This is a genomic window from Clostridium sp. AF37-5 (assembly GCF_003477605.1).
Classification (GTDB): Bacteria; Bacillota; Clostridia; order Lachnospirales; family Lachnospiraceae; genus Eubacterium_F.
The window spans coordinates 126,892-153,630 of record NZ_QUDR01000004.1; the positions used below are offsets into that span (position 1 = coordinate 126,892).

General features: G+C 41.3%; 22 protein-coding genes. 1 reads left to right on the forward strand and 21 read right to left on the reverse strand.

Going from position 1 to position 26,739, the window contains the following annotated elements:
* Positions 1–75 precede the first annotated feature (75 nt).
* From cas9 to DW019_RS04205, 6 genes are all read right to left on the reverse strand, one after another.
* Positions 76–3,378, reverse strand: a complete 3,303-nt coding sequence (gene cas9 / locus DW019_RS04180) for a type II CRISPR RNA-guided endonuclease Cas9 (protein WP_118442611.1) — start codon at positions 3,376–3,378, stop codon at positions 76–78.
* Positions 3,379–3,630: 252 nt separating this feature from the next.
* On the reverse strand, positions 3,631–4,755 hold the full coding sequence (locus DW019_RS04185) for a hypothetical protein (RefSeq protein ID WP_118442612.1): 1,125 nt from the start codon (positions 4,753–4,755) through the stop codon (positions 3,631–3,633).
* Positions 4,756–4,980: 225 nt separating this feature from the next.
* Complete coding sequence (locus DW019_RS04190; protein ID WP_118442613.1) at positions 4,981–5,817, reverse strand: mechanosensitive ion channel domain-containing protein; 837 nt, start codon at positions 5,815–5,817, stop codon at positions 4,981–4,983.
* Between the two features lie 3 nt (positions 5,818–5,820).
* Positions 5,821–8,070, reverse strand: a complete 2,250-nt coding sequence (glgB, locus tag DW019_RS04195) for a 1,4-alpha-glucan branching protein GlgB (protein WP_118442614.1) — start codon at positions 8,068–8,070, stop codon at positions 5,821–5,823.
* Positions 8,071–8,087: 17 nt separating this feature from the next.
* Positions 8,088–8,759, reverse strand: coding sequence for a DUF624 domain-containing protein (locus DW019_RS04200; RefSeq protein WP_118442615.1), 672 nt, complete (start codon positions 8,757–8,759; stop codon positions 8,088–8,090).
* 13 nt (positions 8,760–8,772) lie between these two features.
* Positions 8,773–10,008, reverse strand: coding sequence for a DUF1015 domain-containing protein (locus tag DW019_RS04205; protein ID WP_022377864.1), 1,236 nt, complete (start codon positions 10,006–10,008; stop codon positions 8,773–8,775).
* Between the two features lie 115 nt (positions 10,009–10,123).
* Between DW019_RS04205 and DW019_RS04210 the strand changes: the two genes are divergently transcribed.
* On the forward strand, positions 10,124–10,528 hold the full coding sequence (locus tag DW019_RS04210) for a hypothetical protein (protein WP_279217638.1): 405 nt from the start codon (positions 10,124–10,126) through the stop codon (positions 10,526–10,528).
* Positions 10,529–10,701: 173 nt separating this feature from the next.
* Here the strand turns inward: DW019_RS04210 and nth are convergent, their stop codons facing one another.
* The 15 genes from nth to DW019_RS04285 all read right to left on the reverse strand — a co-directional run bounded on the left by nth (position 10,702) and on the right by DW019_RS04285 (position 26,655).
* Complete coding sequence (gene nth / locus DW019_RS04215) at positions 10,702–11,331, reverse strand: endonuclease III (RefSeq protein WP_118442617.1); 630 nt, start codon at positions 11,329–11,331, stop codon at positions 10,702–10,704.
* A gap of 25 nt (positions 11,332–11,356) precedes the next feature.
* Positions 11,357–11,953 (reverse strand): ribosome biogenesis GTP-binding protein YihA/YsxC, encoded by a 597-nt coding sequence (yihA, locus tag DW019_RS04220; RefSeq protein ID WP_022376218.1) that lies wholly within the window; start codon positions 11,951–11,953, stop codon positions 11,357–11,359.
* A gap of 30 nt (positions 11,954–11,983) precedes the next feature.
* Positions 11,984–14,305 (reverse strand): endopeptidase La, encoded by a 2,322-nt coding sequence (gene lon / locus DW019_RS04225; RefSeq protein WP_117478947.1) that lies wholly within the window; start codon positions 14,303–14,305, stop codon positions 11,984–11,986.
* Positions 14,306–14,330: 25 nt separating this feature from the next.
* On the reverse strand, positions 14,331–15,644 hold the full coding sequence (gene clpX, locus DW019_RS04230; RefSeq protein ID WP_182431038.1) for an ATP-dependent Clp protease ATP-binding subunit ClpX: 1,314 nt from the start codon (positions 15,642–15,644) through the stop codon (positions 14,331–14,333).
* Positions 15,645–15,715: 71 nt separating this feature from the next.
* Positions 15,716–16,321 (reverse strand): ATP-dependent Clp endopeptidase proteolytic subunit ClpP, encoded by a 606-nt coding sequence (gene clpP, locus DW019_RS04235; RefSeq protein ID WP_022376221.1) that lies wholly within the window; start codon positions 16,319–16,321, stop codon positions 15,716–15,718.
* A 30-nt stretch (positions 16,322–16,351) separates the two neighbouring features.
* On the reverse strand, positions 16,352–17,668 hold the full coding sequence (tig, locus tag DW019_RS04240; protein WP_118442618.1) for a trigger factor: 1,317 nt from the start codon (positions 17,666–17,668) through the stop codon (positions 16,352–16,354).
* Between the two features lie 25 nt (positions 17,669–17,693).
* Positions 17,694–18,836, reverse strand: coding sequence for a glycosyl hydrolase family 8 (locus DW019_RS04245; RefSeq protein ID WP_118442619.1), 1,143 nt, complete (start codon positions 18,834–18,836; stop codon positions 17,694–17,696).
* A 31-nt stretch (positions 18,837–18,867) separates the two neighbouring features.
* Entirely contained in the window at positions 18,868–20,214 is a 1,347-nt protein-coding gene (glmM, locus tag DW019_RS04250; protein ID WP_022376224.1) for a phosphoglucosamine mutase, read from the reverse strand.
* A 137-nt stretch (positions 20,215–20,351) separates the two neighbouring features.
* Positions 20,352–20,858, reverse strand: coding sequence for a regulatory protein RecX (locus tag DW019_RS04255; protein ID WP_118442620.1), 507 nt, complete (start codon positions 20,856–20,858; stop codon positions 20,352–20,354).
* A 3-nt stretch (positions 20,859–20,861) separates the two neighbouring features.
* Complete coding sequence (gene recA, locus DW019_RS04260) at positions 20,862–21,929, reverse strand: recombinase RecA (protein WP_118442621.1); 1,068 nt, start codon at positions 21,927–21,929, stop codon at positions 20,862–20,864.
* 153 nt (positions 21,930–22,082) lie between these two features.
* The gene (locus DW019_RS04265; RefSeq protein WP_118442622.1) at positions 22,083–23,651 is read right to left on the reverse strand and encodes an RICIN domain-containing protein; all 1,569 of its coding nucleotides are present in this window, start codon (positions 23,649–23,651) and stop codon (positions 22,083–22,085) included.
* A gap of 31 nt (positions 23,652–23,682) precedes the next feature.
* The gene (locus tag DW019_RS04270) at positions 23,683–25,065 is read right to left on the reverse strand and encodes an aminopeptidase (protein WP_118442623.1); all 1,383 of its coding nucleotides are present in this window, start codon (positions 25,063–25,065) and stop codon (positions 23,683–23,685) included.
* Positions 25,066–25,117: 52 nt separating this feature from the next.
* Complete coding sequence (locus DW019_RS04275) at positions 25,118–25,357, reverse strand: hypothetical protein (protein ID WP_118442624.1); 240 nt, start codon at positions 25,355–25,357, stop codon at positions 25,118–25,120.
* 18 nt (positions 25,358–25,375) lie between these two features.
* On the reverse strand, positions 25,376–26,116 hold the full coding sequence (gene truA, locus DW019_RS04280; RefSeq protein ID WP_118442625.1) for a tRNA pseudouridine(38-40) synthase TruA: 741 nt from the start codon (positions 26,114–26,116) through the stop codon (positions 25,376–25,378).
* Entirely contained in the window at positions 26,113–26,655 is a 543-nt protein-coding gene (locus DW019_RS04285; RefSeq protein ID WP_118442626.1) for a hypothetical protein, read from the reverse strand. Before DW019_RS04285 ends, truA begins: the two co-directional genes overlap by 4 nt.
* Between the last annotated feature and the right edge of the window lie 84 nt (positions 26,656–26,739).

Consider the following 26,739-nt stretch of genomic DNA (forward strand, 5'->3'; position numbering starts at 1 on the left):
AAGCCTTGTTTTAGTAGATCTGAAAAAATTGAGTTATCGTAAAATCTACTGTAATATAGTTTATCAAATACATCTTTAATTGTCAACATCTAATGTGAACTTTTCTTTTTGAGCATAATAACGATTCCCCAAAATATCCGTTCTAATCTTTTTTATTGATATTGCTTTCTTTAAACCTACAGGATGCCTTTTTTCATAATTTGCACATTCTATTGGTTTTGTTTCAATATAATTTGCATTTTGAGGCATTGTACGAGATAAAAAACGCTCAACATAGACTTTGCCCTTTAACTCATACTCAATATAATCATTTTTATACAGTGAAAACAAATACTCAAACTCCAACCTTGACAAGTCATTCAATGACATTCCAGATTGTAGCATTTCCTCATTCTTTAGCGCATTGCAATACGCTTTTTCGTCAATACGGTACCCTTCTGAAGTATACTTAAAATCTGAATACTTAAGTCCAACTAAAAAATATCTCTTTTCTTTCCGGCTATAATATACATCCGTTCTATAAGGATTAATATTTTCCAAAACTACTTTTTGACAATTTGGTGATAAATTGTATTTATGCGATATATCTATACAACTACCAACCTCGCCACTTATATATTTTAAATTTGTTACCTTAGGACCATTATGCTTTTTCGAGCATTTCCGAAAACAATCCCCCGTTTCCAACTCATATTGTACAAATGCATTTTTAGCATCACTATATTCGTTGAGAACCATTTTCAATTGTTCCCAGGTTTTCGGATCATTATGAAACATCAAAAAATCACTTTCCTTTCCGTTTGAAAGTTTCTTTTTCAAAGTATCATATCCCGTTTTGTCATATATATTTAATTTATAAACAATCATATTTTTATCATCTATTCTTCGTGTTCCTCTTATTGTTTGTCTGCATAACTGCCTATTCGCTTTTTTGTCAACACGATGCCAATACTTAACTTTTTTCTCTGCATTTATTATATTGTCGCGAATAAGTTTCCATCTCTGTGAAAACATAACTTTCTGATATGTTGCATCATCCATATTTTTTGACCACAAACTATAATTTGTAATTTCTTCATTTTCAAAATCAATAAATTCTTTTTGTATTAAATGATAAGCCTCATATCCCATCTGAGAAAAACATATAAGCATTGCATCTACCGCATGATGAGAATAATCTTTTTCTCTATCTTTTGGTAACTGCATTGCCATACGCATTTGGCTTGTAAAGCTTCCTCTTACCACCTTAACTTTTGTTTCTGACTCCTTTGCTTTTATAAACGATTGAATACTATTAAGCACAACCCTTGACGCATACCTTGTATCATTTATATTTCTTGAAATAAACCTTTTTAATACGTCAATTTTTGTTATATCTTCTCTAAATAACAACTTATCCAATTTTGTTTTTGAAATCTTCTTTTTATCTTTTAATGTACAACAATAATCCACAAAATCATCTAGTCCCCACATTTTTTTCGTTTCTCTCAAGTACATATACGGTGTTTGATTACCTTTTAATTGATTTTCTGTAGCATATACCAACACTTTATTTGTTCTGCTATCATCAAAAGAAATAGACCGCGGAATTATGTGGTCGATTTCAAAAGCATTTCTATTATTGACCAAATCATAAATATCTATCGTTTTTCCAGAATATAAACACAAACCATCCTGTTCATTCCATAACTTTAATTTCATAGCCAATTTTTTATGCTTATAAAAATGATCCTCCGTAATATTATACCCATACTCATCCTTTACCTTTTTGATAATAGCCTTAAGCTCTTTTTCATTATTTTTTTGAAAATCTCGGATACGCTGTTTCTGCTCCTCCGTATTTCTATCTCTTGGCATTTCAATAACTATTTCCTTTGGCCAACCATATTTTTTTATTAATGCATTAATTATATCTACAGTTACACTAACAGAGCGACGTACTACAGGATTATATATATCATCCAGTATTTCCTCTTTTGGCAATTTGCTATACTGTTTATACTTTTCAGTATCAGGTTTAAATACTCCCATCTCAGAGAATAACTGCATTTGATTTTTAGGCTGCTCATAAAGTTCAGGGATTAGTTCAAGCATCAATTTTTTTGAAAATTTATGCCACTTAGAAAACATTGATGCATTTTTACGACGTATCTCCATCAATGTTTCTTGCATCTCTGTAGACATAACTACCCCATTCCTCTTAAAAGCACACAATATTGCTTCTTTTTCCGTATTAAGAGTCAGTATATCACCAATCTGATCCAACTCATCTCTCGAAAAATAATCAACATCTAGTCCTACCTTCTCAAATTCACGACGAATTTTATTATATTGCTCCATCTTATGAAAAATTTCCTTGCCGTTTTTATCAATGCGACATCCTGTCAAATATTCGATTTTCTCTCCCATCACATCACTAATTATACGCTTCATATTAACTACCTTTTCAGTTTTTACTTTGCAAATAATTGCACATTTTTCCTCCTTTGAAAGTTTTCTATTATTTACATTAATATTATTTAAATCATTTAACAAATTAAACTCTTGTGCTGTATAAGAAGCTGCGGATATACGTCTCTCCTCAGTATATATACTGCATTTTCCAATTAGTTTTTCAAAAATATTTTCTTCTGTAATATATTGTCCTGTTTCGGGATTAATAAGTGTTGTATATTTTCCATAATCTGTTCTGGACTTTTCATTACCTGGTCCCTCATAATACTCTCTTTTTCTTTCAAATATAGCCATATATTCTGAAATAAATCCAGCACTAATAAAAGGGTGAAATTTTTTCTGCATATCTAGAAAATTAGTAATTTCTGTTTTATATGCGCTCTTAGTAAATACATTTGAAAAAGTAATTTTTTCTTCATTATTGGTAGTAGTAATTTCCCCTCGATATTTACCATATTTACACAATCTTTCATATTGAATTTCACATGGCAATTTATTTTCATTCAATTCCTTTTGATTGTATAATAAACCTTTTTTATATTCGCCGGTTGCATTTGTATCATCAACCACATCATCTAGATAGGATATTCCTCTATGTAATAACATATATTTAAGCACAAAATATATTTCCTCTTTCGATAATTCCTCATGTTGACCTTTTATTCTCATATCCAGTTGATTATTACACATATGTTCAGGAACTGATAATCCATATTTTATCCAAAGTTTTTCAAAGTCTTTTACTCTGGTTCTCCTTCTTCTTAATAATCTTTTTGTCTGTCGATAAGTTCTTCTATCTGCATTTTTACTAGCCTCTGCAGCTTCAAATAAATTAGCTCCTGATTCTAAAATCTGATACTCATCTGAAACAACAGCCCACCCCACTGACGCAATTCCAATATCCAATCCAAATCGTACACCCATTATTTGTCACCTATATAACTTCCGTTATCCTTTCCTTTAATTTATTACTATATATAGCCACCCTTTTAACTCACTTTGACAAAAAATCCCCAACTCACATTCCTGCGTTTTGGGGATTCATCCATTCCTATTTACCTATCCCCATCAGCGCTTTATACGCCAATATTATCACACTTCAAAGATGATGTCAAAAAATATGTAACTTTTTGTAATATTTTTATATCCACTACTACTATGCATTTTATTTTTTATTTATTGTTCTGCCAACTCCTTTTCTATTTTCTCAAAAAGCACATCAATTTTTTTCTTCTTTGCACGCATCATCTTCTTGTCATGATGATAAATATATTGCACGACATCATAAAAATTATGGGTTTTCAAATTCTGATTGTGAAAGCCTTGGTTGCATTTTATACGACCACGCTTGGAAGCGGTCGAACGATTGACGCGAAAGTTTGCATGCATAACATACCGCACATTGTCATCATCCAGATAAATCCGCCAATAACCGGCTGCGGTGGTGATGGAAACCATATCCGCAATGAAATTACAGGAAAAGCCAAACGCCTCACAGATTTTCTCAATGTTATTATCAGTAAGCGGAAGAAGCCTTAATCTTTTCACTTTTTGCTGCTTTCTATCTTCCTTACTTGGCTTTTTCCAATAAAAACGCTGCCATTGGTCTTTTGAAAAACAACACCGGCAGGGTTTATACCCAGAAAAGACAAACTTTTTTGCTCCCTGCATTTCAACCGCATTTTTTCCTGCTGCATACCGGCAGTCACTCTGATGTATTTTTCGGGTAATCGGATTCACTGCACATAAATCATCCCTCGTCCGCCCGTCGTATTTTATATACATACTCTTAAATAGCTCGTACAGATAAGAAACATCATATTTGGAGTAATGCAGCATCCACGGCCGATACGAAACTTTTGCCTGCCTGAGAGCCGCTTCAAAACCAATTGGATTCTTTTCTTCCACCGCTATCGTTTGCAAAATTTCCTGCATCAATATAACTCGATGCTTCGGTAGCTGTATCTCCTCTCGTTTCATAGTCTCACGGTATATCTGATAGGTTTCCCAAGACCAGACAACAACAAATGAGAATTTGGAAAATGTTTGTTTCAGGTTTCCGAACACTTCCTTTGCTGGTTTTGCCACAGCCACTTCTTTCCTTTGCACATGGGTTAGTTTGCAAGTATTTTCTGTAAGGGCCTCAATATCTTTCAGACCTACCCGCTTGGCAAATGATTTTTCTGCCTTTAAATCTGCATCTGCTCCGATTGCTGCCACCTGAACCGGCTCCCAATCGGATATGTTCTTTGAATTGTTTTTTGCATTCCATTCAATATCTAAGAATAAATATTCTATCATTCATACCGCCACCTTTCCACCTTTTTCAAATAACTGATATTTTTATAGTTTCCAAAGGTTTTCTTCCCTTTCGGTGACTCCATCCTACCACATCCAACTGTCCAATAAACTTCCCACCTAACTTATTTATAACATATTACTCAAACAAGTTCAACACAAAAAAACATTTCCATAAAAAACAACCCCGCACTTTCCAAAGTACGAGGTCATTCAAATGATTTTTATTCAGTTTTCTTTTGTTGATACCATATGCACATCCATCTGTGGAAATGGGATGGAAATACCGGCTTCGTCAAACGACTTCTTAATCTGCTCGGTCATTGCCCAGCGAGTCGTCCAGTAATCGTCCGGTTTCACCCAGAGCTGAATCAGCAAAATCACGGCACTGTCGCCAAGCTCTGAAACGACAACGCGAATTGGTTCGTCAGGAAGTCTGTCTTTCTGGCTCTCACCAATTTTCATCAACACTTCTTTTGCCAGATTAAGCGGCGCGTCATAAGCAATTCCAACTGAAATATCCACACGGCGGCGGTCTTCTTTTGTTGCATTGACAATGTTAGAATCCGCCAGTTTTCCATTTGGTAAAATGACGGCACGATTATCAGCCGTTGTCAGCGTGGTGTAAACCACATCAATCTTCTGAACAACGCCTTCCACATCACCGACAATGATGTAATCACCGACACAAAACGGCTTCATAATCAAAATCAGGACACCACCGGCGAAGTTGGCAAGACTGCCTTGAAGGGCGAGACCGATTGCCAGACCGGCAGAGCCAACAATTGCAATAATCGAACTTGCGGCAAATCCGAAAATCTGCGCCACAATAATTACCAAAAATACATACAGCGTGATTTTAGATGCCGAGAGAAAAAAGGAAATAACACCGGGGTCCATTTCTCTTTTTTCCATCGAACGCCGCACAATTTTCAATAGCTTTTTTATCAGCTTTGAGCCTACCGCGAATACCAGGATTCCAACGGCGATGGAAAGAAGGAAATCCATCCCGCGTGGAATCAGCTGTTCCGCATAGGAAACCAATTGCTGCATCACATTTTCCATGATTTATCTCTCTTTCTTTTTGCGTCCGGCATTTGACGGAACTTTCGTACAGGAAAAAATCTGAATCGAAAGTGGCGCCAAACGACACTCTATCGAATTTACTCTGCCATCCCAGTGCTTGCGTTTGGACTGTTTTACGCGCGGATTCACAAATCCGGTTCCGCCGTATTCGGACGCATCACTGTTAAAGATTTCTTTATATTTTCCGGCAAACGGCACACCAATACGGAATGCCTCGTAAGAAACCGGAGTAAAATTGCAGACAACCAAAAGTGTTTCGTCTTTGCTTTTTCGTAAAAAAGCAATTACACTGTGATCCGCATCCAATGTACTAATCCACTCAAAACCGGCAGGACGTGCATCCAGTTCATACATCGCCGGATGTGCCAGATAGAACGAATTGAGAACACTGACATACTGGCGCAGTCTCTCGTTATCCGACATTTCTCCGTCTACGGCATCCAAAAGATTCCAGTCGAGTTCCCGTTTCTCCGAAAATTCTCTTTCCTGTCCAAATTCCTGACCCATAAAAATCAACTTTTTGCCCGGATGTGCTGCCATGTAACCGTACGTCAGACGAAGTGTAGCAAATTTATCCGAAATACTTCCCGGCATTTTCGTAAACATGGAGCCTTTCATGTGAACGACTTCATCGTGGCTCAAGACAAGCATAAAATCCTCCGAATACTGATAAATCATGCTGAAAGTGAGCATACCATGACGACCTTTACGAAACAGCGGGTCGGTGCGGATGTACTCCAGATAATCATTCATCCAGCCCATGTTCCATTTCAAATCAAAGTCAAGACCGCCCTCTTTGACAGGACCGGTCACCTGCGGCCACGCCGTAGATTCCTCAGCAATCGAAAAGCTTCCATCTTTTCTTTCATGAATTTTTTTGTTCAAATTCTGTAAAAATGCAATGGCTTCTAAATTCTCATTTCCGCCATAAACATTGGCAACCCATTCGCCATCTTCCTTGCCGTAATCGAGATACAGCATAGAAGCGACTGCGTCCATCCGAAGTCCATCAATGTGAAAACGCTCCAGCCAGAACAGTGCATTGGCAGTAAGGAAATTGATTACTTCCGGTCTGCCATAATTGTAAATCAGTGTGCCCCAGTGCGGATGTTCGCCCTGACGCTTGTCCAAATGCTCATACAGACAAGTACCGTCGAAACGGGCAAGTCCATGTTCGTCTTTTGGAAAATGCGCCGGTACCCAGTCGAGGATCACACCAAGTCCGTGCTGATGCAGATAATCTACAAAGTACATAAAATCATCCGGCGTACCGTAGCGGGAAGTCGGTGCGTAGTAACCGGTCACCTGATACCCCCACGATGCGTCATACGGATGCTCCATAATCGGCATCAGTTCCACATGCGTGTAACCCATTTCCTCACAATAATCGCAAATCATCGGTGCAAGTTCACGGTAATTATAAAATTCTTTTTCGGCATCCGCCGGCTTTTTAAATGCGCCAAGCGCCACTTCGTAAACAAGCATCGGCTCCTTTTTCGCATTCCATTTTTTACGCTCGGTAAGCCACTTTGCATCTTTCCAGTGATACTTATTCAAATCCCATACAATGCTTGCCGTCGCCGGACGATGCTCTGCATAATTGCCATACGGATCTGCTTTCATCACACGCTTTCCGTCCGCGCCCCAGATTTCATATTTATACAAATCTCCGGCACTTACACCCGGAACAAACAACTCGTAAATTCCTGCTGCCTCCAGATAGCGCATCGGATTTCTCGCTGCCTGCCAGTCGTTAAAATCACCTACGACGCTAACTGCCTTTGCCTCCGGCGCCCACACAGCAAAATACGTTCCTTTCACGCCCTCGATTGTCATCGGATGAGCACCCATTTTTTCATAAACGGTATCGTGAATTCCGTTGCTAAACTGCGTCATGTCCACGCCGTCAAACAAAGAGTCTACTGCATAAGCATCCGTTTTTTCAATTTTCTTTTTCCCCTGTTTCAAGACAAAATGATACGAAGGAATTTTTTTTGCCTGAATCAATACCGCAAAATACCCGGTCTCGTCCATTTTTGTCATTTTGTATTCTTTTTTTAAATCCTCACCGGAAACGACAATCGAATCTGCCTCCGGTTCAAATGCTGTGATAAGCACATGGCTTTTGTCCACCTGCTTCGGTCCAAGAACCGTCTCCGGTCTGCCGCACTCGGCATACATAAGCGCCTCAATTTCCGGCCACTGCATATAGTCTTCTAATTGTTTTGCCATAATTTTCTCCCTTTTCTTTACTCGTTATACCAAGCTACAATTTCTTCCCCATCTTCTGTGTATTTTTTCTCTTCTTTTGGCATATATTTTTTCATGACATGCTCCATTGGGAACGTGTACAAAAGGGAAGCAGCACCCGGCGCAAAAATGAAAATGAGCACCACGTTTGTCACCATGCCAAACCAGATAAGTGCTACCGTTGCCGCCAGAATCACAAGCATCAAAAGTGTATGCAGAAAATGACGGAACGCGCAATATAAACTCAAACGCAGAATCTGCGAGAATTTTGTTCCAAAGCGTGAAATAATCGGGTAAATGTAACAGCTGATACACAAAATGATAAACAAAAGGGCGTAATACGCACCAATCAGATACCCTCCTTTTTCACCGCCGGTCTCCGCTACAATATTCATGTTCAGCCAGAGAAGCACCACGATAATTGCCGTTACAACCCACGCAATTGTGGACTGCAAAAAGTTTGTCTTAAAACTGTGCCAGAACTCACGCCATACATAACTGCGGTTGTGGCGCAGCACTTTGGCGCTTACATAATACAGCGATGTCGTTGCTGCTCCCACGGTAACAATCGGAATACAAAACACGAGATAAATAAGTGTCAGCCAGCCAATATCAAAAATTTTGCTGAGCGTGCGCATTACCACATTGTCCGAATTAAAAAACTTATCCATTAAAATTTCCTCCTTAGATTTCGTGAATAAATAATCCACTGCGTAATTTCGGTTCAAACCACGTTGATTTTGGCGGCATCAAAAGTTTTTGGTCTGCCACGTCAAAAAGTTCCGTAATGGATGTCGGATACATGGAAAATGAAACTTTCATGTCGTTATCTGCCCGACGCTCCAATTCTTTGAGTCCGCGGATTCCTCCGATAAAATCAATCCGCGAATCGGTACGCGGGTCGCCAATACCAAGAACCGGTCCCAAAAGATAATCCTGCAGCACCGATACATCCAGTGAACCAACCGCATCTTTTCCTTCAAACAACTCCGGTTTTGCTATCAGGCGGTACCACTGCTTGTCGAGATACATTCCAACTTCGCCCTTCTTTTGCGGGCGGACAGCGCCATCTTCTTCATTTACCTCAAAGCATTCCGCTACTTTTTCCAAAAATTCGTCTTTACTTAATCCATTTAAATCTTTTACGGTACGGTTATAATCCATAATCATCAACTGGTCATGCGGGAAAAGCACTGACAGGAAATAATTAAATTCTTCATCCCCGGTATAACCCGGATTTTCTTTTCTGCGTTTCAATCCGACTTTCACTGCTGAAGCTGCACGGTGGTGGCCATCTGCAATGTAAATATTTTCAATATCCGCAAACGCTTTTCCTAATTTTTCTACGTCCTCTGCCTCCGCAATTTTCCAGACGCGGTGTGTAATTCCATCCACCGCCGTAAAATCATAAATCGGCTCTTCTTTCTGTTTTTTCGCCACAATTTCATCAATCACTTTTTCACTGCGGTATGCAAGAAAGATTGGTCCGGTCTGGGCATTACACGTGTCCACATGTGTAATACGGTCAATTTCTTTGTCTTCTCTTGTATTTTCATGTTTTTTGATTACGCCATTTACATAATCATCCACGGATGCGCAGGCAACAATTCCCGTCTGTGAACGTCCATCCATCACAAGTTCATATACATAATACGCAGAATCTGTGTCTTTTATATAAACACCGTCCGCAATATCTTTTTCGAGCAATTCTTTTGCTTTTTGATAAACTTCCGGTGCATAGGTGTCCACCGAATCGTCAAAACTGGTTTCTGCACGGTCAATTTTTAAAAATGACATCGGCTCACGAAGGACTTCTTCTTTTGCCTCCTGTCGATTATATACATCATATGGTAAAGCGGCAACTCTCGCTGCTTTTGATTTTTCAGGTCTTACACATTGAAATGGTCGAATGACTGCCATATCTGTTGTACCTCCTATCTGATTTTCTGCTTTTCTAACGTATCATATCTATTATACCGAATTCCATGAGTATTCGCAAGCATTTCGGGGCATACTGCTTCTAGGAGGGATGGTTTTGAATAAGAAATTAAAGAAACAAACAACTGATTTTCTGAAATGTGGTCTCATCGGCTGGGGCATGGAATGTTTATGGACCGGATGTGGCTCTTTGTGCGGAGAAAAAAATAAGAAAATGCCCTGCCAGACATCCATCTGGATGTTCCCCATTTATGGCATGGCGTCTGTCCTTTCTCCCTTATGCAAAAAAATGCAGGGCAGGCATGTCCTCGTGCGCGGCTCCGTCTACACTGCCTGCATTTTCCTCACCGAATATGGCACCGGCTCCTTCTTGAAAAAACGCGGCTGCTGCCCGTGGGATTATAGTAAATCCAAAGCAAATTATAAAGGAATCGTCCGCTTTGACTACGCCCCACTCTGGTTTTTGGTTGGGCTGATGTATGAGAAGGTGTTGATGAAGTAGGAATTGGGCGGGCTTTTTGTTTTCGAGTAGTTTATTAAAAAAATATGTATCAAGTGGGCGCTCCCGCTCGTTGAGTGCGTAGCGGTATGGGCACTCAATTAGCGAAAGCGCCCACGAGACGCAAAGTTTTTCTTTTGAATTACGGAAACCAAAAAAATTCCAACAAATATTTATCACAAAGACTTCTTACAAACCTCCTGCAAACAGCACTTCTCACAATAAGCTTTTCTTGCGGTACATACTTCTCTGCCATGATTAACAAGGCGGTGACAGAAGTCGCTTCCCTTCTCGCCGGGAATGATTTTCCAGAGAGCCATCTCTACCTTCTTCGGGTCTTTGATGCCGTCCACGAGTCCCATCCGGTTTGTAAGGCGGATGCAGTGTGTGTCGGTAACAATTGCCGGCTTTCCAAAAACATCGCCCATAATCAGGTTGGCGCTCTTCCGACCAACACCCGGGAGTTTCAGTAATTTATCAAAGTCATCCGGCACCTGTCCGTTATATTGTTCTACAAGCGTAGTCATGCATTTATGAATATCTCTTGCTTTGCTTTTACCAAGTCCGCACGGCTTCACAATCTCTTCGATTTCTTCCGGTGTGGCGGCGGCAAGTGCTGCCGGTGACGGATACTTGGCAAATAAATCTTTCACCACAACATTCACTCGGGCGTCCGTACACTGTGCCGCCAAACGCACGCTGACAAGCAGTTTCCATGCCTCATCATAATCAAGTGTACAGTCCGCCAGCGGATATTCTTTTTCCAGCAAATCAATAATTTTTTCTGCCCGCTGCTTCTTTGTCATACCGGTATCACCTCGTAAAATTTTATCATAACAATTGTGAATTCAAGAAAAATTCGATATATTCCCAGACCTCATCCTTTCCCTCTTTCGTTGCTGAGGAAAATGGAATAACCGGCACTTCCTGTGATAAGCCAAGTTTCTTTCGGATGATGGAAATATTTTTATTTCTCACATTTTTCTTTATTTTATCTGCTTTTGTCGCAATAATCAGCGGATTAAATCCTTTTTTGAATAACATCTGATACGTTTCAACATCTTTTGCGGTCGGTTCATGGCGGATGTCCACAAGTAAAAATACAACTCTCAGTGCGTTTGAAGTATCCAGATAACGCTCAATCATACGCGCCCATTTTGCCTGAATCTCCTTGGAAATTTTAGCATAACCATATCCAGGCAAATCCACCATGTAACATAAATCATTGATGTTATAATAATTGATGGTCTGAGTTTTACCCGGCTGGGACGAAATGCGCGCCATAGATTTCCGGTTCCAAAGCGTATTCAAAAGAGAGGACTTTCCAACATTGGAACGTCCCCAAAACGCCATTTCTATTTTGTCATGCTGCGGCAGTTTACTGGTAATGCCGCATACTGTCTCTAATTCTAACGATTTTATCGTCATACTTTTCTCCCTTCACATGGCAAATGGCCACTACTTTTGAACAAGTGCTTCTTTCAAAACATCCGAAATCGAACCGGCAAAAACAATCTGCATACCTTCTGTGATTTCTTCCTCCAGTTCTTCAACATCCGGCTTATTTTCCTTTGGAACTACAACCTTTTGGATGCCCGCCTGTTTTGCTGCCAGCAGTTTTTCCTTTAAGCCGCCAATTGGCAGAACCCGTCCGCGAAGTGTAATCTCACCGGTCATCGCTACTTTTGCCAGTACCTTTTTCCCGGTTACCGCCGAATAAATCGCTGTCGTCATCGTCACACCGGCTGACGGACCATCTTTTGGCACCGCACCTTCCGGTACATGGAGATGAAAATCATGCGTTTTGAAAAATTCTTCCTCCTTCGGAAGCAGCGCGCGCACCAGACTCAGTGCAATTTCTGCTGACTCTTTCATTACATCGCCAAGCTGTCCGGTCAGTTTCAAATTCCCCTCACCCGGCATCGTATTCACTTCGATCTCCAGTGTATCGCCGCCAACTTCCGTCCAGGCAAGCCCGCGAACAATACCAATCTCATCTTTTCTTGCTGCCTTTTCTACGCGGAAACGCTTTTTACCAAGAAAATCTGTAATATTTTTAGAAGTGACGCGGATTGTCTCCGTTTCGCCTTCCATGATTTTTTTTGCACATTTGCGGCAGATTTTTCCAATCTGACGCTCTAATTCACGGACACCTGCTTCTTTCGTATAGTGTGAAATAATCGCACGCAGTCCGCCATCCAGAATCTGTAAATTTTTCTTCTGCAAACCATTTTTCTCAAGCTGTTTCGGAATTAGATAATCTTTTCCGATGTGGAACCGCTCGTTTTCCGTATATCCGGCAATGGAAATTAATTCCATTCGGTCAAGAAGCGGTCTTGGAATCGTTTCTGTCGTATTTGCCGTACAAATAAATAATACATCCGACAAATCAACCGGCAGTTCAATATAATGATCCACAAAATTCCGGTTTTGCTCCGGGTCAAGAATCTCTAACAAAGCCGATGCGCAATCCCCTTTGTAATCACTTCCGACTTTATCAATCTCATCCAAAAGCATCAGCGGATTTCTCACTTTCGCCTTCTTCAGCCCTTCAACAAAACGTCCCGGCAAAGCGCCCACATACGTCCGTCTGTGTCCACGAATTTCCGCCTCATCGCGAACACCGCCAAGGCAGATACGCACATACTCTTTATCAAGTGCTCTGGCAACCGAGCGTGCAATTGATGTTTTACCGGTACCCGGTGGTCCCACAAGACACAAAATCGGGCTCTCGCTCTTATCCGTCAGACAGCGAACCGCCAAGGATTCCAAAATGCGCTCTTTGACTTTTTTAAGTCCGTAGTGATCCTCCTCTAAAATCTGCTCCGCATGCACAATGTCATTGCGATCAATCGAAGCTTTGTCCCACGGAAGTGCCAGAAGATTTTCAATATAGGTGCGCTCTACAATATGTTCAGATGAACTTGTTGGAATTGCATCCAGACGCTTGATTTCTTCTGCAATTTTCTGATATACCTCTTCGCTGCATGAAAGCTGCTCTAACTGTTCTTTATATTTTTCCTGATATTCCTCCGAAGATGCACCGTCACCTAACTCATTGCGTATCACTTTCATCTGCTCACGAAGGAAATATTCTTTCTGGTTTTTATCAACTTCTTCTTTGACTTTGCGGCGGTATCCCTCACGAATCCGTGATAAATTCACCTCATTTGTAAGAATACCTGCCACCATTTCATAACGAAGTTCTAGGTCAAGACACTCTAAAATTTCCTGACGTTTGTCAAAGCCCATGTTGATATGCATCGCAATTAAATCCGTCAGTTTTCCTAAGTCCTTCATACCTTGGATTTTTTCCAAATCACTCCGGCTTGCCCGCGGATTTTCATTCAGATAAATCGTGTACACATCTTTCAAATTGCGGCACATCGCCTCTTTTTCAAGTGCCCCCAGACGCAGTTCTTCGTCATCCCATTCATAAGGAACAACATCTCCCTTAAGAAATGGCTTTGTCTGGTTCAGACTCAAAAGATTTCCGCGCTCCTTCGTCGAAATCATGACACGGAGCACGTCATCTTTTACTTTTACTTCCTGCTTTATTTTTGCAATCACACCGATTTCATATAAGTCATGAAATGACGGTGTCTCAATCGATTCATCGCGCTGGAGGGTGAGGAAAATACTTCCATCCTCTGCCATCGCTTCATCAATTGCTCGTTTTGTAATCTCTCTGCTCACATCTAAATGAACCAACATGCCCGGCAGTACGCACACATCCCTCATTGCGAGAATCGGCATCGTCTTCATTTGCTGTTCACTCATAAGTATCACCTGTCCTTGTTTCTTTTCAGGCACTTTCACTTTCCTTTTTCTCAGGTTCTTCTTGCTTTTCTTCAAGTGCCGGCACTTCTTTTCCGGCTGCCAAAAGTTTTGGCTCTCCCTCACCGGTAATTACATCTTTGGTAATAATACATTCTGTCACATCTTCTCTGGATGGCAATTCATACATATATTCCATCATACTCGATTCAAGAATCGCACGCAGTCCTCTAGCACCCGTTTTTCTCTCATTGGAAAGGCGGGCAACTTCCGTAATCGCGCCATCCTCAAAATCCAATTTCACGCCGTCCAGCGAAAGCAGTTTCTGATACTGCTTCGTAATTGCATTTTTCGGTCTTGTCAAAATTTCTTTCAACGCCTCTTCATCCAAAAGGTCAAGTGCAACGGTTACCGGCACACGACCGATAAACTCCGGAATTAAACCGAATTTCACAAAATCCTGTGGCAATGCCTGTTTAAACAACTCACCGATATTCTGCTCGGTCGGATCTGCTATGTCCGCATTAAACCCGATGGATTTTTTATCAATACGGGAACTGATAATCTTATCCAGTCCGTCAAAAGCACCACCGCAGATAAACAAAATATTTGTCGTATTGATATGGAAAAACTCCTGCTGCGGATGCTTGCGTCCGCCCTGTGGCGGAACACTGGCTTCTGTTCCCTCCAAGATTTTCAAAAGTGCCTGCTGTACGCCTTCACCGGAAACATCACGGGTAATGGATACATTTTCTGCTTTTTTTGTGATTTTATCAATCTCATCGAGATAAATAATACCATGCTCAGCACGCTTAATATCATAATCCGCTGCCTGAATGATTTTGAGAAGAATGTTTTCAACATCTTCTCCGACATATCCTGCTTCCGTCAATGTCGTTGCATCTGCAATTGCAAACGGAACATTCAAAATTTTAGCAAGCGTCTGCGCCAGATATGTCTTACCGGAGCCGGTCGGACCTACCATCAAAATATTACTCTTTTGCAGTTCAACGTCCATATCGGCGCCATTCATAATTCTCTTATAGTGATTGTAAACTGCTACAGAAAGTGCTTTTTTTGCATCCTCCTGTCCAACTACATATTCATCCAAAAAGGCTTTGATTTCTTTTGGTTTTAAAAGATTGATTTCTGTTTCCTCTTCCGGCGTATCAAAATCGTCCTGAAATTCTTCCGCCAAAATTTCATCACAGAGGTCAATACATTCGTCACATATATATACTCCATTTGGTCCTGCAATCAGCTTGTGAACCTGCTTCTCTGTCTTTCCACAAAAGGAGCAGTGAACCATTGGCATATTAGTATCGTTATTTTTTCCTGCCATCGTTTTACGAGCCTCCATCCATCTAATATGGCAAAATGGCGCCGGCGTTTCGGCGGCACCATTTCACTTGTTTATTCTTTTTCTTTTGCTGCGTTACGGCTTTCTACGATTTCATCAATCAAGCCATATGCTTTTGCTTCTTCTGCGCTCATGAAATTATCGCGCTCTGTATCTTCTGCAATCTTCTCTACTGACTGTCCGGTATTTGCTGCTAAAATCTCGTTTAACTTTTTCTTCGTCTTTAAGATATTTTCAGCAACAATCTGAATTTCAGTTGCCTGTCCTTTTGCCCCACCGGAAGGCTGGTGAATCATCACCTCTGCATTCGGAAGAGCTAAACGTTTGCCCTTGGCACCACTGGATAACAAAAATGCTCCCATACTGGCTGCCATACCGATACAGATTGTAGATACATCACATTTGATATAATTCATTGTATCGTAAATTGCCATACCGGCTGTTACGGAACCACCCGGACTGTTGATATACAGCTGAATGTCCTTGTTCGGATCTTCCGATTCCAAAAACAAAAGCTGTGCAACAACCAAACTTGCGGTCTGATCATTTACCTCGTCTGCGAGGAAAATAATTCTTTCTTTTAAAAGGCGTGAATAAATGTCATAAGAACGTTCACCGCCACGACTTGTCTGTTCAATCACGTAAGGTACTAATGCCATTGCGAGATACCTCCATTCTTTTTGAATTGATTATTTCTCTTCTTTGTCTTCTTCTGCAGGCTCTACTTCTACTGCATTTTTCACAACAAAGTCAACTGCCTTCTGAACAGCAAGATCTTTACCAATCTGCTCTTTTTCAGCATCGCCAATCATTTCTTTAATCTTGTCCACTTCCATCTGATACATGTTTGCCATGTTCTCGATTTCTTTGTCAATGTCTTTTGCTGTTGCTTTGATTTTCTCAGCGTCAACAATTGCTTCAAGAGCAAGACGAGTACGAATTCTCTTCTCAGCTTCCGGTTTCATCTGTCCCATCAATGCATCTACTGTCATGCCGGTCATCTGCATGTACTGGTCAAAGGAAAGACCCTGACTTGACAATCTTCCGGCAAACTCCTGAATCATCTGCTGTGTCTGCTCATCAACCATTGGTTCAGGCAGTTCTACTGTAATATTTTCTACTACTTTTTCTACTACTTCGTTTTCTTTTTCTCTCTTTGCTTCTTCTTTTCTGCGCTCTGTCAAGTTTTTCTTAACACTTGCTTTATACTCTTTGAGTGTCTCAAATTCAGAAACTTCGCTGGCAAATTCATCATCCAGTTTTGGAAGTTCTTTCTTCTTAATCTCTTTTACTGTAACTTTGAAAAGAGCCGGTTTACCTTTCAAAGAAGCTTCATGATACTCTTCCGGGAAAGTTACATTTACATCAACTTCCTCGCCAGCTTTTTTACCAACTAACTGGTCTTCGAATGTATCAATAAATGAGTGACTTCCGATTACCAAAGAGTAATCCTCGCCTTTGCCGCCCTGGAATGGCTCACCATCCACAAAACCTTCAAAGTCGATGACTGCTGTATCATCTTTTTTAATACCGCGGTTTTCAACAGTAATCATACGACTGTTCTGCTCACGTACTTTGTCGATTTCTGCATTGACATCAGCTGCCATAACTTTTACCGTTTTCTTCTCTACTTCGATTCCTTTATAGTCACCAAGAGTAACTTCCGGTTTTACGGCTACTGTAGCTGTAAATATAAAGTCTTTCCCTTTTTCGATTTCTACAACATCAATTTCCGGACGAGATACGATTTCCAAGCCGCTCTCTTTTGCTGCTTCTTCGTAAGCATCCGGAATTGCAAAGTTTGCTGCATCTTCATAAAAAACTTCCGGTCCGTAAAGTTTCTCTACCATTTTACGTGGTGCTTTACCTTTACGAAAGCCCTGAATGATGATGTTTTTCTTGTTTTTGTTATAAGATTTTACCATTGCCTCTTCAAATGCATCTGCATCTACGGTAATGGTGATTTTTGCCATGCTCTTTTCTAAATTTTCTACTGTGTAACTCATTTTGTTTTCCTCCAATTTTCTTTCCTTAATAAATTCGATAATTTCCACTTAATGCTAACAATGCAAACAAATACAGACAATTATCATAATATCTTCTCTCACCTTTACGAAGCGGTGTATTCCAGAAACGCTCTACACATTCTTTCGCATAAGGTCCGTTTGCAGCCAGAGACGCCTGTGCATTCGTAGCAATCATAGCTACCGGATGCAGTGCCGGTTGTTCAATCACCGTACCGTCAATCTCGTATATTTTAAATTCTTCATCTTTGTGCGTTTCACAGAAGAATTTCTGCACTTTATTATTATTCTCAACATTCCACTCATCTGCTGCAAACCACTCGTAATCAAGACCGATGTTTGCAATAACACGGTAAGAATCGCTGTAATACCAGTCATGGCGTCCACCAAAGACATCCTGCTCTTTCTCGTATGGTGTTCCATCATAGTAAGCATACTCAGCAGCCAGTCCGGTGTCTTTATGACACGCTTTTTTCAAATACTCACGACTTGCCTTTGCTGCCTTTTTCCAGAATGGACGGTCTTCTTCATTTGCCCACATACTGAACAACTCATAAAAATGAGCACAATGATAGGATGGATCACTGAACTTGCGGCTCGGAATGAATCGAATCAAATAATTCTCCGGCTCCATAATCGGATCTCCCGGCTCTTTCTCACCGTTGTGGATACAAGCACTTAAAATGTTTCTTGCTTCCTGTGAGTAATTGAAAATGCCTTCGCCGTCACCCCAGCGGTGGGAGGCAAAGAACAATGCCATTGCAAAAAATTCTTCTCCATCCGGCGCCGGTCCTAAATCATTCTTTTCACCGGTCGTCTTGCATGACCATGCAAAATATCCTTTATTATAACCATCTTCCATGTACATATAAGTTCTTGCCCATTTCCAAACACGGTCAAACTCATTTTTCATGTCCATCTGTACACACATCATCATAGCATATGACATACCCTCTGTACGGGCATCGAAATTACCGGTATCTTCAAAATATCCCATATCGTCGCCAGCTTCAAAATAGAATTTCTCATCATCCGGACCATAAAATACGGTATGGAAAGCATCTTTGAGTTTTTGATCAATTTCCTTCTGTGAATGCCCAAGTTCCGCGAACACATTGCGGTACTGTCCTGTGTAAAACGCACCTTTCATTCGTTACTCTCCTTTATTTTGTTTCTTTCTATTAATCTGGTACATGACCTTTTTCATGTAAAACTTTAACAATCTTATCCACATTTTCCCTGCACATCTCATCGGTCTCAGCTTCTACCATAACACGAATCAATGGCTCCGTACCGCTCTCGCGAAGCAAAAGCCGTCCGGCATCTCCAAGGCTTTCCGTTACTTCTTTCGCAGCCTTCTGTACATCTTCGTCTTCTCTTGCTGCTACTTTATCCTTTACTTTGACATTTTCCAAAAGCTGTGGATAAATCACTAGATCGCCTGTCAGCATCGACATCGGCTTTCCATAATGAAGCCATGCTTCCATAATCATAAGAGATGTCAGAATACCGTCTCCGGTTACTGCATGCTCCTTGAATATGATATGACCGGACTGTTCACCGCCAATCACATAGCCGTTTGCCATCATGTTCTCACAGACATACTTATCACCAACGGCTGTCTGCTCATAATGAATCCCCAGTTTATCAAAAGCCTTGTACAATCCCATGTTTGACATAACTGTCGTAACTACGGTGTCGTCCTTTAACTTGCCTTGCTCTTTGAGGTATTTGCCACAAAGATACAAAATGTGGTCACCATCAATCACCTTGCCATCATCATCAACGGCAAGACAACGGTCTGCATCACCATCATAAGCGAATCCGATATCCGCACCGGTATCATAAACCAATGCCTGAAGGACTTCGATATGAGTGGAACCACACTCACGGTTAATATTGGTACCGTTTGGCTCATCGTGGCGGGCAATCACCTGCGCACCCATTGATTCAAAGATTTCTTTTGCAATCATAGAAGCGGATCCATTTGCCAAATCCAACGCAACCGTTTTTCCGTCAAACGGTTCTTTCACCAAATCTTTCAAATACTCGATATACTCGTCTCTTCCCTTTGTGTAATCGAAACAGCGGCCAATTGCCTCACGTTTCGCCATCGGAATTTCTTCGCTTTCACCATCGATATACTTCTCAATCTGTTCTTCAATCTCCGGCTCTAACTTATGACCTTTGCCATTGATTACCTTAATACCATTATCAAAATATGGATTGTGGCTTGCCGAAATCATAATTCCACAATCAAAGTTCTCTTTTCGCACCAGATATGACACACTCGGCGTCGTAGTTACATGCAATTCATATACGTCCGCACCGCTTGCTGTCAATCCACTTGCCAGTGCAGTTTCAAACATATAGCCGGATAATCTGGTATCTTTTCCGATTACCACACGTACCTTATGGTCTTCTTTCTGAAAATAATTTCCCAAAAAGCGGCCAACTTTGTATGCATGTTCCACATTCAAAGTCACATTGGCTTCTCCGCGAAATCCATCCGTTCCAAAGTACTTCATGTCAAACTCCAATCTGCCTTTATGGCACAACAATTAAAATGGGCATAGTTCACCCAAAATCTCATATGTACTACATTATACACAAAGGAGGTTAAAAAAGCAACCAAAACTTACCGAAGTGCTTTGCACCCGCCATTTTAGCTGCTTTCTCTTTCTTTCATTTCTCTCATTACCCGCGAAATGACGGGAAAGGAAAAACCTTTCCTCGCCAGATAAGCGGTTATTTTATTCAACTGTGTATACTCCATATCGGACAATCTCTGTCCTTTTATCTTTTTTTGAATCAAGTGCTCAATGGCAACGGATTCGTCTTCTATCTCGTATCCTTCCATCGCCATGGAAAGTATTTCCGGTGGAACTCCTTTGTTTTTTAATTTAAACGAAATCTCCTTGCGGCTTCTTCTTCCTTTATGAAAAGAAATGTAATTTTCCGCATAGCGCCTGTCATCCAGATAACCAAACCCAGATACGTACTGCATCGCTGCTTCGGATGCCGTTTCCGAAAAGCCGGCACGGTACAAACGGTCTCTTAATTCCTTCTCCGTCCTGTCCTGCTGCAAAAGCAGACGCATCGCCTTTTCTTTTGCCTTTCTTACTTCTTCCGGCTCTTTCGCCGCCTTTTCCATCGGCTCGTTCTGATTCATCGATTACTCATCCTTTTTGGCTGTTTTCTTTGCCGGTGTTTTTTTCTCTTCCTCTGCTGTTTCTTCTTCCTCCGATGCATTTGGCAGACACTTCGCACGGACTGCTGTATCAACTTCAGCAAAGACATCCGGATGTTCCGTCAAATACTTCTTCGCATTCTCACGGCCCTGTCCGATCTTCTCTCCATGATAGGAATACCACGCACCACTTTTAATAATGATGTCATTCTTCGCTGCCAAGTCAAGTAAGTCTCCCTCACGCGAAATTCCTTTACCAAACATGATATCAAATTCTGCTTCCTGGAATGGCGGTGCCACCTTATTCTTTACTACTTTTACGCGAACACGGTTTCCGACTTTTTCTCCGCCCTGGGATAATGTCTCGATTCTTCTTACGTCCAGACGAACAGAAGCATAAAACTTCAGTGCACGACCACCGGTTGTCGTCTCCGGATTACCAAACATGACACCAATCTTCTCACGAAGCTGGTTGATAAAGATAACGGTACAGTTTGATTTGTTAATTACACTTGTCAATTTACGAAGTGCCTGGCTCATCAAGCGGGCCTGCAATCCCACATGAGAATCTCCCATTTCACCGTCAATCTCCTGTTTTGGAACCAAAGCAGCCACCGAGTCCACAATTACAATATCCACTGCTCCGGAACGTACCATCGTCTCTGTAATTTCCATCGCCTGCTCTCCACTGTCCGGCTGGGAAATATAAAGCTCATCAATATTTACTCCAATATTCTTTGCATAAATCGGGTCCAGTGCGTGCTCCGCATCAATAAACCCTGCGATACCACCCTGCTTCTGCACTTCTGCTACCATATGAAGCGCAACCGTCGTCTTACCACTGGACTCCGGACCGTAAATCTCCACGATACGTCCCTTCGGAATACCACCAACTCCCAGTGCTAAATCTAAACTCAAAGAACCGGTCGGTACTGACTCTACCTGCATGTGTCTGGTATCTCCCAGTTTCATAATCGAACCCTGTCCATAATTTTTTTCAATCTGTGCAATCGCTGCCTCCAGCGCTTTTACCTTATTTGGATCTTTCTGCATGTTCATACCCTCCTGATTATCCGAACGGATGTTCTGTATGTATCTATACTATCCTATCCGCTCTTTGTTGTCAACTATTTTCTTCATTATAAAGTACAATCTTCCCCATTTCCAGTGTCGTCTGTCCGTTTCAGCCCCTCTGAAACGACTGAATCAACTTTTTACACCAAGGCGGTACGAAGTTTTTACCTTATATTTGTCAGAAACGGTAATGACTTTTCCATCCCATGGGTCAATCGCCACCAAATCAGACACTGAAATCCCGCTGCCATCCCCTGTCTTTTTACAGCCGATGATCGTTATCCAGTGCTGTGGTGTATTTCCGGTTACGTGAAGAATAGAAGGTTTTCCTGCCATTAATTCATTGTATGCCGCCTGCAAAACAGCTGCCTCTGAAGCGTAAGATTTCGTCGTATAGCCACCTTTGCTCCACACGCAGTCTACATTTGTAGAACTACTCCAATAACTGTGTGGACTTGTTACCGTACCGGTCAAAATAGCGTTACAGTATGCAAGTGCATACGAAGCACACGCCTTTTTCTCAAGTGCTGTTCCATTGCTCTGGTACCCGACTGCCGCTATCTTTGCTGCGTCATAAGAAAGTGTCATATTGCTTCCACCGGATAAAGCCCCTACAGTAAATTCCCGGTTAATCAATATGATGTCTGTTTTTGTCACATCACGGATGGCTACAAGATAACGGTACGTTCCCTCTGTCAGTTTACCAAATGTAATAGCCGAATCGGCAGTAGAAACCGTTCCAAAGCAACTGTCTCCATTCCATTTCTTTTGCAGCATAACCTTTCCCGATTTGTCATATACCGAAACACTAAATAAGGAAATTGAATATCTGGAAGCAATCATCCCTTTCAGTGTAAAAGCATGTCCCACTAACAGTCTTGCTGGGTATGTGGCACCGGAAACAAATGCTGCCGGTGTCGGTTTTGCGATTTTCTCCCAGACAAAACGCCATTTTTTATTTCTTTTCCGTGTACCTAACGTAAGCGTATTTCCCTCGGCACATACAAACGCCTTGGCTCCGACACACTTCAGATACGTGCTTCCCCCACTTCCCTGATAAAGGGAAAATATCTGATTGTTATCTTTTTTACTATATTTTTTCTGCACCAGCGAATTTGACGCTTTATGATAAGTAAGATAAAGACTGCTGTTTTCATTTTTCAGGCGAATCTTTTTACCGCCGGCACTTTCAACCTTCCACATACGGCAGGCATTGTCGCCCTTGGTCCACAGAGAAACCGCAGCATTTTCTGCCATGGAAGAATTCTTCACTTCCATGACAAGCTCTTTTTTATCCTGTGAGGCAATATAATAATATCCCACCGATTTATGTACCGTCTGATTTATCGTGATTTCATATTTTTTCTTTTCAAAATACAAATGCGTCAATTTCTTTTTCCCTGAGGTTGTTGTGACGCAGAGTGTGTACCAGCCTTTCTTTTTTATGGAAAGTATTTTTTCACTCTTTTTAATTTTCTTTCCCTTTTTCCATACTTTTCCTGATGTGCTGCGAATTTTCCCTTGTCGAAATGAGATTTTCTTTGTAGATTTCGCCAGCATTTTTTTCTCCAATGCCGCAACCGAACCGTCATCTTTTGCCTTTTCTTTGGCATGAGAAGGCACCGGTGCCAAAATAAGCACCAGTGCCAGAATACTTCCTATAATTCCCACGCATGCAAACCGCAGTCTGTTTTTTATCATTCTTTTGTTTCCTTTACTTTTTCATTGAAAACTACATAATTCGATTCAAAAATTCTACATAGCCTTTTTTCGTTTCATAAACATCAGCTTTGCTTGTAATTTCCCACGGTGCATGCATATTGAGAACGGCAACGCCGCAGTCAATGACATCCATGCCATACAGCGCCATAATATAAGCAATGGTTCCACCGCCACCGACATCTACTTTTCCAAGTTCGGCCGTCTGATAAGCCACCTTGGCATCTTTTAAGATACCACGGATTTGTGCCATAAATTCGGCATTTGCATCATTACTTCCCGATTTTCCGCGGGAACCGGTAAATTTGTTAAATACCATACCGCGTCCAAAGTAAGCTGCATTTTTCTTTTCATAAGCGGATGCATAAACCGGGTCAAATGCGGCGCTTACATCCGATGAGAGCATTTTTGAATTTGCAAGACATCGGCGAAGGGCAAGGTCTGAATACTGTCCGCACACAGAGAGCACTTCTGCTACTGTATTTTCAAAGACACGGGAACGCATGCCAGTCGCACCGACACTGCCGATTTCTTCTTTGTCTACAAGCAGGCAGCAGGTTGTGTATTCCGTATTTTCCACCTCTAGCATTGCCACCAAAGAGGTATAAGCGCAGACACGGTCATCCTGTCCATACGCCATAATCATGCTGGCATCCAGACCAGACTCACGTGATTTTCCTGCCGGTACCACTTCCAGTTCTGCCGAAAGGAAGTCTTCTTCTTCCATATCATATTTTTCTTTTAAAATAGAAAGAATCTGTTTGCTGACCGCCTCTTTTTCTGCACCTTTTAATGGGCGGCTTCCCACTAAAATATCAAGGGCTTCTCCCTCAATGACTTTGTTGGCTTTTTTCTCCATGTTTTCACCAGCCAGATGAATCAGCAAATCCGTCACACAGAATACCGGATCATTTTCATCTTCACCAATGCACACATCTACAATTGTTCCGTCATTTTTTGCAATCACGCCATGAATCGCAAGCGGCAGCGTTACCCACTGGTATTTTTTGATACCGCCATAGTAATGTGTATCCAGATAAGCAAGTTCGGTATCTTCATACAGTGGATTCTGTTTGATATCCAGACGCGGTGAATCAATATGTGCTCCTAAGATTGCCATTCCTTTTTCAAGGGGCTGTTTTCCTATCTGAAACAAAGCAAGCGATTTCTTCATATTAACAGCATACAATTTGTCGCCGGCTTTCACCTGTTTTCCTTCCTCTATCACTTTTTTTAAGTCGCGATATCCGGCTGCTTCCGCCATCACAACCGCCTGTTTCACACATTCGCGCTCCGTCTTTCCGGCATCCAGAAACTTTCTGTATGACTCATTCAATTTTTCTAATTCAGAAACTTCTGCTTCTGTATATTCTTTCCATGCATTTTTACGTTCCATTTTCATTTTCCTTTCTATTCATAATATCCGCAGATTTTTCTACGGTGTTTTTTCAGACGTCTTCCTCATCAAACTCTACTACAACGTAAAATCCTTTTTCCGTATGCTTTATTTCCTGCACAATGCCTGTCCGCGACTGCAGCCGCTCCCTGAATATATAGTTTCCGGACATCGCAACTGCCGGATTGATTGTGTAATAATAAGCACTTGGCAAAACACCTTCAGTAATGGTGACCTCGTCTCCTTCTTTTACGAGATTCGGACGCTCCATTTTAAATTCCATTCGTCTCATCCAATGCCTCCCGTCTTTTTAATCATAAAGAACCCGCACCAACGTAAGCCCTTTCGCAGGTGCCGTCACGCCCGCAAGCGCACGTTCTTTCTTTGCAAATACTTCATCAATCGATTCTGCCATTCTTTCGCCCATGCCAACCTCGACAAGAGTTCCCGTTAAAATACGGACCATATTGTACAAAAAACCACTGCCATAAAAGGTCAGATAAATCCGATTTTCATCCTCCGTTATCGTGATGTCGTACAAATTTCGTACGGTCGACTTTTTACGTGAGGCTTTGGTGCAAAACCCTTTAAAATCGTGCTCGCCGACAAGTTTTTCCACCGCTTGTTTCATCCGCATGACATCCAATTCTTTGTCCATCTGCCACATGTACTTTCTGCCAAATACATCAAATCCGTCCTTTTTGCAAAGACAGTATTCATATACTTTTCCGGTTGCATTGAGACGGCTGTGGAATCGCTCCCCCGCCTCTTCTACTTTCAGTATCCGTATATCTTCCGGTAAATATTCATTTAACACATCCTGCAATTGCTGCGTTGTTTTTTCTGTATTTAAACGAAAATTTGCAACCTGCTCTTTGGCATGCACACCTGCATCCGTACGTCCGGCTCCATCAATTGTCACAGGAAATCCCATCTGCTTTGACAGCACTTGTTCAATCCGTCCCTGAATCGTATTTTTTTCTCCCTGCTGCCTCTGCCATCCACGGTAACGGCTTCCATCATACTGTATTTTAATGCGGTAATTACTCACAGTCTGTCTCCCCGGTCACTTTCATATTTTTCTCTCATACGAAGTTCCGCCATAATTCTCTCGAATCCGTCTTCGTCATCCTCTAACGACAAATCCAGACTCACGGCAATATTATTCAATATGTGCTCTGTTAAATCATCCTGCATTTCTTCCAGAATCCGAATTTTCTCATGACACGATTCTGCATCCAAGAAGGCAAGCATCTTCTGAATTGCCTCCGGCACTTCCGGTTCTTTTGCTTCTTCCGGTTTCTCGGCTTCTGCCGGCTCGTCATCCATAATTTCTCCCTTGGAAATTCTTGGCTGCTTATTCGGCAAATCTTCTCTTTTTTCAATCTGTTTTCTTCCAACCAGTGGCAATTCTGCAAATTCTTTTACATACTCAGCAAAAAACTGCCGTTTTTCCATAACAAAATGGTCATAGGGTTTTGTCAATTCCTGATAACAGATTACTTCCTGATAAGTAGGCTTTGTCTGGGCTCTTGCAATAATCTGTACAGGCGCCCCTGTCTGCTTGTGGTAAAACAATCTTGATGTCATCCCAAACACTTCCTTTATAGTTTATAGTCAATCTTATCATAACAAAAAAAACGGGAAACCGCAAGAAGCATAAAGCTCTTTAGG

What these genes read in the sequence shown, in the direction of transcription:
- cas9 (WP_118442611.1), bottom strand. Translation starts at nt 3,378, where the DNA reads ATGGGTGTACGATTTGGATTGGATATTGGAATTGCGTCAGTGGGGTGG.
- DW019_RS04185 (WP_118442612.1), bottom strand. Translation starts at nt 4,755, where the DNA reads ATGATAGAATATTTATTCTTAGATATTGAATGGAATGCAAAAAACAAT.
- DW019_RS04190 (WP_118442613.1), bottom strand. Translation starts at nt 5,817, where the DNA reads ATGGAAAATGTGATGCAGCAATTGGTTTCCTATGCGGAACAGCTGATT.
- glgB (WP_118442614.1), bottom strand. Translation starts at nt 8,070, where the DNA reads ATGGCAAAACAATTAGAAGACTATATGCAGTGGCCGGAAATTGAGGCG.
- DW019_RS04200 (WP_118442615.1), bottom strand. Translation starts at nt 8,759, where the DNA reads ATGGATAAGTTTTTTAATTCGGACAATGTGGTAATGCGCACGCTCAGC.
- DW019_RS04205 (WP_022377864.1), bottom strand. Translation starts at nt 10,008, where the DNA reads ATGGCAGTCATTCGACCATTTCAATGTGTAAGACCTGAAAAATCAAAA.
- nth (WP_118442617.1), bottom strand. Translation starts at nt 11,331, where the DNA reads ATGACAAAGAAGCAGCGGGCAGAAAAAATTATTGATTTGCTGGAAAAA.
- yihA (WP_022376218.1), bottom strand. Translation starts at nt 11,953, where the DNA reads ATGACGATAAAATCGTTAGAATTAGAGACAGTATGCGGCATTACCAGT.
- lon (WP_117478947.1), bottom strand. Translation starts at nt 14,305, where the DNA reads ATGAGTGAACAGCAAATGAAGACGATGCCGATTCTCGCAATGAGGGAT.
- clpX (WP_182431038.1), bottom strand. Translation starts at nt 15,644, where the DNA reads ATGGCAGGAAAAAATAACGATACTAATATGCCAATGGTTCACTGCTCC.
- clpP (WP_022376221.1), bottom strand. Translation starts at nt 16,321, where the DNA reads ATGGCATTAGTACCTTACGTGATTGAACAGACAAGTCGTGGCGGTGAA.
- tig (WP_118442618.1), bottom strand. Translation starts at nt 17,668, where the DNA reads ATGAGTTACACAGTAGAAAATTTAGAAAAGAGCATGGCAAAAATCACC.
- DW019_RS04245 (WP_118442619.1), bottom strand. Translation starts at nt 18,836, where the DNA reads ATGAAAGGTGCGTTTTACACAGGACAGTACCGCAATGTGTTCGCGGAA.
- glmM (WP_022376224.1), bottom strand. Translation starts at nt 20,214, where the DNA reads ATGAAGTACTTTGGAACGGATGGATTTCGCGGAGAAGCCAATGTGACT.
- DW019_RS04255 (WP_118442620.1), bottom strand. Translation starts at nt 20,858, where the DNA reads ATGAATCAGAACGAGCCGATGGAAAAGGCGGCGAAAGAGCCGGAAGAA.
- recA (WP_118442621.1), bottom strand. Translation starts at nt 21,929, where the DNA reads ATGCAGAAAGATCCAAATAAGGTAAAAGCGCTGGAGGCAGCGATTGCA.
- DW019_RS04265 (WP_118442622.1), bottom strand. Translation starts at nt 23,651, where the DNA reads ATGATAAAAAACAGACTGCGGTTTGCATGCGTGGGAATTATAGGAAGT.
- DW019_RS04270 (WP_118442623.1), bottom strand. Translation starts at nt 25,065, where the DNA reads ATGGAACGTAAAAATGCATGGAAAGAATATACAGAAGCAGAAGTTTCT.
- DW019_RS04275 (WP_118442624.1), bottom strand. Translation starts at nt 25,357, where the DNA reads ATGAGACGAATGGAATTTAAAATGGAGCGTCCGAATCTCGTAAAAGAA.
- DW019_RS04285 (WP_118442626.1), bottom strand. Translation starts at nt 26,655, where the DNA reads ATGACATCAAGATTGTTTTACCACAAGCAGACAGGGGCGCCTGTACAG.